This window comes from Candidatus Pelagibacter sp. (genome assembly GCF_052049815.1).
Classification (GTDB): Bacteria; Pseudomonadota; Alphaproteobacteria; order Pelagibacterales; family Pelagibacteraceae; genus Pelagibacter.
On sequence record NZ_JBNGZG010000051.1, the window covers coordinates 1 to 5,891 of the forward strand.

General features: G+C 29.2%; 4 protein-coding genes. 2 read left to right on the plus strand and 2 right to left on the minus strand.

Features of this window, described 5'->3' with window-relative positions; genetic code table 11:
• Nucleotides 1–32 precede the first annotated feature (32 nt).
• Nucleotides 33–2,888 (plus strand): excinuclease ABC subunit UvrA, encoded by a 2,856-nt coding sequence (gene uvrA, locus ACTT9D_RS06605; RefSeq protein ID WP_440930991.1) that lies wholly within the window; start codon nt 33–35, stop codon nt 2,886–2,888.
• A 45-nt stretch (nt 2,889–2,933) separates the two neighbouring features.
• Nucleotides 2,934–3,536: a urate hydroxylase PuuD gene (locus ACTT9D_RS06610; protein WP_440930992.1), complete on the plus strand. Its 603-nt coding sequence runs from the start codon at nt 2,934–2,936 to the stop codon at nt 3,534–3,536.
• A 1-nt stretch (nt 3,537) separates the two neighbouring features.
• Here the strand turns inward: ACTT9D_RS06610 and secF are convergent, their stop codons facing one another.
• A complete protein-coding gene (gene secF, locus ACTT9D_RS06615; RefSeq protein ID WP_440930993.1) occupies nt 3,538–4,422 on the minus strand; it encodes a protein translocase subunit SecF in 885 nt (294 codons plus the stop codon).
• A partial coding sequence (secD, locus tag ACTT9D_RS06620) for a protein translocase subunit SecD (protein ID WP_440930994.1) occupies nt 4,419–5,891 on the minus strand: 1,473 nt, incomplete at its 5' end. The genes secD and secF, both read right to left, overlap by 4 nt.

The following is a 5,891-nucleotide window of genomic DNA, read 5'->3' on the forward strand; positions in this document are numbered from 1 at the left end:
AATAATTTTATTAGACAAAGCAACAAAAATTTATGATCAAAAAGATACTTATTAAGGGGGCAAAAGAACATAATTTAAAAAATGTCTCCCTTGAAATTCCAAAAGATAAATTTGTGGTAATAACAGGGTTATCTGGATCAGGAAAATCTTCATTAGCATTCGATACAATTTATGCCGAAGGGCAAAGAAGATATGTTGAAAGTCTTTCTGCATATGCAAGACAGTTTTTAGATAAAATGAAAAAACCTAATGTGGACCTTATTGAGGGTTTAAGTCCTGCAATATCTATTGAACAAAAAAACACATCTAAAAATCCAAGATCAACGGTTGCTACAGTAACTGAAATTTATGATTATATGCGTGTCTTGTATGCGAGAGCTGGTATTCCCTACTCTCCTTTTACAGGTAAACCAATTACATCTCAAACTATTTCCCAAATAGTAGACAAAATTAAAGAGCTCCCAAAAAAATCTACAATATATTTATATGCTCCTGTCGTTAGAGGCAGAAAAGGAGAATATAAAAAAGAAATTCAAAGTTATAAAAGAAGAGGATTTAGGAAGATTAAAATTGATAATGTCTTATACGATATTGATCAATCTCCTGAATTAAATAAAAAAGTTAAACATGATATTTCAATTTTAGTTGATAGAATTGTATTAAATTCCTCATTAGGAAATAGATTAGCAGAAAGTATTGAAACAGCGGTAAATCTTGCAAATGGTTTATTATTTGTTGAATATGAAGATGAAACACTTCCTAAAAAATTTAGGAAAATAGAAAGCTTAATCTTTTCAACAAAATTTGCTTGTCCTGAAAGTGGTTTTACAATTGAAGAAATAGAACCAAGATTATTTTCATTCAATAGTCCATTTGGTGCATGTGAAGAATGTGAAGGTATAGGTGTAAAATTAAATGTAGATCCAAATCTGGTAATTCCCAATGATAAAAAAAGTATAGCTGATGGTGCTATAGAACCTTGGGCTAAAACAACAACAATGTATTACGCACAAACTCTAGCTTCTTTGGCTAAACATTATGGTTTTTCATTAGAGGATAAGTGGAACAAAATACCCAAAAAAATTAAAGATATTATTTTATATGGATCTGATGATGAGGAAATAAAGTTTAATTATGATGATGGGTATGAAAAATATTCACATAAAAAAACATTTGAAGGAGTAATTAACAACCTTGAGCGACGTTATCTAGAAACAGATAGTGATTGGAAAAGAGAGGAAATCGCTCAATATCAATCAGATACAAAATGTGAAAGATGTAATGGACATAGGCTAAAGGATGAAGCTTTATGTGTAAAAATTGATAATTTACATATAAGTGAAGTAACCGAAAAATCCATAAGTGATGCAGCTAAATGGTTTAATGACTTAGAAAAAACATTAGACAAAAGACAACTAAAAATTGCTGAACATATTCTAAAAGAAATTAATGAAAGACTAAAATTTTTATTAAATGTTGGATTAGATTATTTAACACTATCAAGAGAGTCTAGCACTCTTTCTGGTGGTGAAGCTCAGAGAATTAGATTGGCATCACAAATTGGTTCAGGTTTAACTGGTGTACTTTATGTATTAGATGAACCATCTATAGGTCTTCATCAAAAAGATAATGTTAAATTGATTAGTGCTTTAAAAAGATTAAGAGATCTAGGTAATACAGTTATTGTTGTTGAACATGATACTGAAACAATGGAAAATGCTGATCATATTATTGATTTAGGTCCAGAAGCTGGAAGTAAAGGCGGTGAAGTTATCGCTCAAGGTACAATAAAAGAAATTACTGCTAACAAAGAAAGTATAACAGGAAAATATTTATCAAATAAATTTAGAATAGATGTTCCTAAAAAAAGAAGGCTTGCAAAAAATGGAAGGTTTTTAGAAATTACCGGTGCATCAGGTAATAATCTTGATAATGTAAATTTGAAAATACCACTTGGCAGTCTCACATGTGTAACTGGTGTATCCGGTAGTGGTAAATCAACATTAGTTTTACAAACACTATATAATGCTCTCAACCTTGCTTTAAATAATAACAAATCTAGAAAAATTCCAAAACCATTCAAAGGATTTAAAGGCACTGAACTAGTTGATAAGATAATTGATATAGATCAATCACCTATTGGTAGAACTCCAAGATCAAATCCTGCCACATATACTGGAGCATTTGGTCCAATAAGAGATTGGTTTACAGCTTTACCAGAATCTAAATCAAGGGGATACAAGCCTGGAAGGTTTTCATTTAATGTTAAAGGTGGAAGATGTGAAGCTTGTGAAGGTGATGGTGTTATTACTTATGAAATGCACTTCTTGCCTGATGTATATATTCAATGTGATGAATGTAAAGGAACACGATACAATAGAGAGACTCTTGAAATAAAATTTAAAGATAAAAGTATTGCAGATGTATTGAATATGACTGTTGATGAAGGATGTGAGTATTTTGAAAATATTTCAAATATAAAATCAAAACTTCTAACTCTTAAAAAAGTAGGTTTAGGCTATATAAAAATAGGACAACAGGCCACTACTCTATCTGGAGGAGAAGCTCAAAGAATAAAACTTGCTAAAGAACTTTCAAAAAGATCTACAGGGAGAACGATGTATATTCTTGATGAACCGACCACAGGATTACATCAACATGATATTAAAAAATTATTGGAAATTCTTCACACTTTTGTTGCATTAGGTAATTCAGTCGTAGTAATTGAGCACAATTTAGATGTTATTAAAACAGCTGATTATATTGTAGATATGGGTCCCGAGGGCGGCGTAAAAGGTGGAAAAATCATAGCAGAAGGAAAGCCTGAGGAAATTGTCAAAATTAAAGAGAGTTATACAGGTAAATTTTTAAAACCCCTTTTGAACTAATTTATAATTAAAATTTCATTAATTTTAGTGTATAAAATAAGAATCATGTCAAATTTACTATCTTCATTATCGAAAACAATTCATGCCTCTCTTGCATTAGCAATTATCTTATTTTTAGGTCTATTTATGCAAAACGATGGTTTTGGTTTTGATAGAGCTTTTTGGAGCTGGATAGCTAGATATGTTCATGTTGTAGTTGGAATAATGTGGATTGGTTTATTGTGGTATTTCAATTTTGTTCAAATTCCAAATATGGGAAAAATTCCAGATGAACAAAAACCTGCTATAGGTAAAGTTATTGCGCCTGCTGCTCTATTTTATTTTAGATGGGCTGCTGCTTTTACTATTTTATCTGGTTTAATTCTAGCAGGCTTAAATGGATATCTTCATGATGCAATGACTTTAAGCATTGGATCAGGTATTCCAAAACATACCGCTATAGGTATTGGAATGTGGCTTGGTTTAGTGATGGCATTTAACGTATGGTTTGTAATATGGCCAAATCAAAAACGAGCTTTAGGTATAGTTGAATGTGATCCTGAATTAAAAGCAAAATCAGCAAAAACTGCTATGTTGTTTTCTAGAACAAACACATTGTTATCATTACCAATGTTATTAACAATGGTTGCAGCTCAAAACTTATATTAAGTTACTCTTTATCTTCTCTTAGAACTGTTTTTTGAGTTACGTTTAATCTCACAAGAACTGTATTTGCTATATAGATTGATGAATAAGTTCCAAATACAACACCTAAAATCATCGCTAAAGAAAAACCTTTTAAAATTTCTCCACCAAAAAAATATATTGCTAATAATGCAAATAAAGTTGTTGCTGATGTAATAATCGTTCTTGAAAGTGTTTCGTTTATTGAAATATTTGTTAATTCAAATATTTTTATATCTGAATATTTTCGTAAATTTTCTCTAACTCTGTCATAAATAACAACAGTATCATTCATGGAGTAACCTACTATTGTTAAAACAGCTGCTATAATTGAAAGATTTATTTCCAAACTGAATAATGAAAAAAAACCAAGTGTTACAAATACATCGTGAAATAAAGCTAATATGGCTCCTAAACTAAACTGCCATTCAAATCTAATCCAAATATAAAACAACATTACAGCTAATGCTACAGATATAGCTATTATTCCTGATCTTAATAATTCACTACTAACTTTAGGACCAACGTTTTCTACCCTTCTGAAGTTGAATGTATTACCAAATGAATTTTCTAAATTATTTTTTATATCTTCAATAATATTTTTCTTAGAGTTATTTTCAAATTTTATTAAGAAATCAGTTTCATTACCAAAATTTTTAACTGATACATCACCAAGGTCCATATTATTCAAAGAGTCTCTTAATGAAGAAATATTAATTTTTTTATCCGCTGCTCTCAATTCGATTAATGTTCCACCTTTAAAATCAATACCAAAATTTAATCCTTTAAATACTAGTAATAAAATAGATGAAACTACTAAAATAACTGAAACTATATTAAATAGATTGTAGTATTTATTAAAAGATATCATCTTATTAATGCCTCTTTATCCTTATTTTTAGATACGTATAAACTAGTTAACAACCTAGCAATGAAATACACAGAAAATAATGTTGTAAATATTCCAACACCAAGAGTAATTGAAAAACCTTTTATAGGACCAGATCCCATGAAAAATAATATTATTGCAGCAAGTAAAGTTGTTATATTGGCATCAATAATTGCAGTTCTTGACTTTGTATAACCACTATCAAAAGCAATTATATTATTTTTTTCATTCTTTAATTCTTCTTTTATTCTCTCAAAGATAAGTACGTTTGCATCAACTGCCATACCTACAGTTAAAATAATACCAGCAATACCTGGTAAAGTTAGTGTTGCTTCAAATAGAGTTAAAACTCCCATTAAGATAATTAAATTAAGTATCAATGTGATATTAGTAATTAAGCCAAATATTCGATATTTTATAAACATAAAAACTAAAACTAATATCGATCCAATAATTAAAGCAAAAATACCTGCATCTATTGAATCTTGACCTAAATCAGGTCCTACAGTTCTTTCTTCAATTATATTCATAGGTGCGGGTAAAGCACCAGATCTTAATAATAATGCTAAATCTGTAGCTGATTGAAATGTGAAGCCACCACTTATCTGACCATTACCACTTACAATTGCGTCTTGAATTACTGGAGCACTTATAATTTTTCCGTCTAAAATAATAGCTAATTGCTTACCAATTCCTGTTGAAGTTGCTTTACCAAATCTTTTTGCACCAACTCGATCTAATGTAAAAGAAACAACTGTTTCATTTGTCTGAGTATCCATCCTTGGTTGTGCATCTAATAAATTTTCACCACTTAAGATAATTCTTTTACTAACTAGAGCTTCCTCAGAACTATTTTCATAAACTAGTTTTTCAACACCAAAAGTTTCAGAATCATTTTGTGTAACAAATCTGAAGGTTAAGTTAGCTGTTTTACCTAATAATGATTTAATTCTCATAGGATCATCAAGACCAGGTAACTCAACTAAAATTCTATTATTACCTCTTTTTAAAATGTTTGGTTCATTTGTACCAATTTCATCTATACGTCTTCTAACAATTTCGATTGCTTGATCTTGTGATGAAGTTTTTAATTCAATTAAACCTTGTCTAGAAAATGATAATTTTAATCTATTGTTTTCATCAGTTATATCTAATTGATGTGATTTAAATCTTGGATAATAAGGATTAATTTCACTTTCTTCATCTTTGAACGTAGATATAACTTTTTCTTTGTTTAGATCATCTACTTTAAAATAAATGCTTTCTTTCTCTATAAATATATAAAATATATTTATATTGTTATCTTTGAAGTAACTTCTTATTGTTGTAGTTAAGTTTTGGAGTTTTTGTTGGACTACAGGTTTATTATCAATTTCTAATAATAAGTAAGACCCACCTTGCAAATCTAAACCTAAATTTATTTTTTTATTTATTGTTTGATTTGTAAAATT

Excerpts from the sequence above, each read along its gene's own strand:
- uvrA (WP_440930991.1), top strand. The coding sequence starts at position 33 with ATGATCAAAAAGATACTTATTAAGGGGGCAAAAGAACATAATTTAAAA.
- ACTT9D_RS06610 (WP_440930992.1), top strand. The coding sequence starts at position 2,934 with ATGTCAAATTTACTATCTTCATTATCGAAAACAATTCATGCCTCTCTT.
- secF (WP_440930993.1), bottom strand. The coding sequence starts at position 4,422 with ATGATATCTTTTAATAAATACTACAATCTATTTAATATAGTTTCAGTT.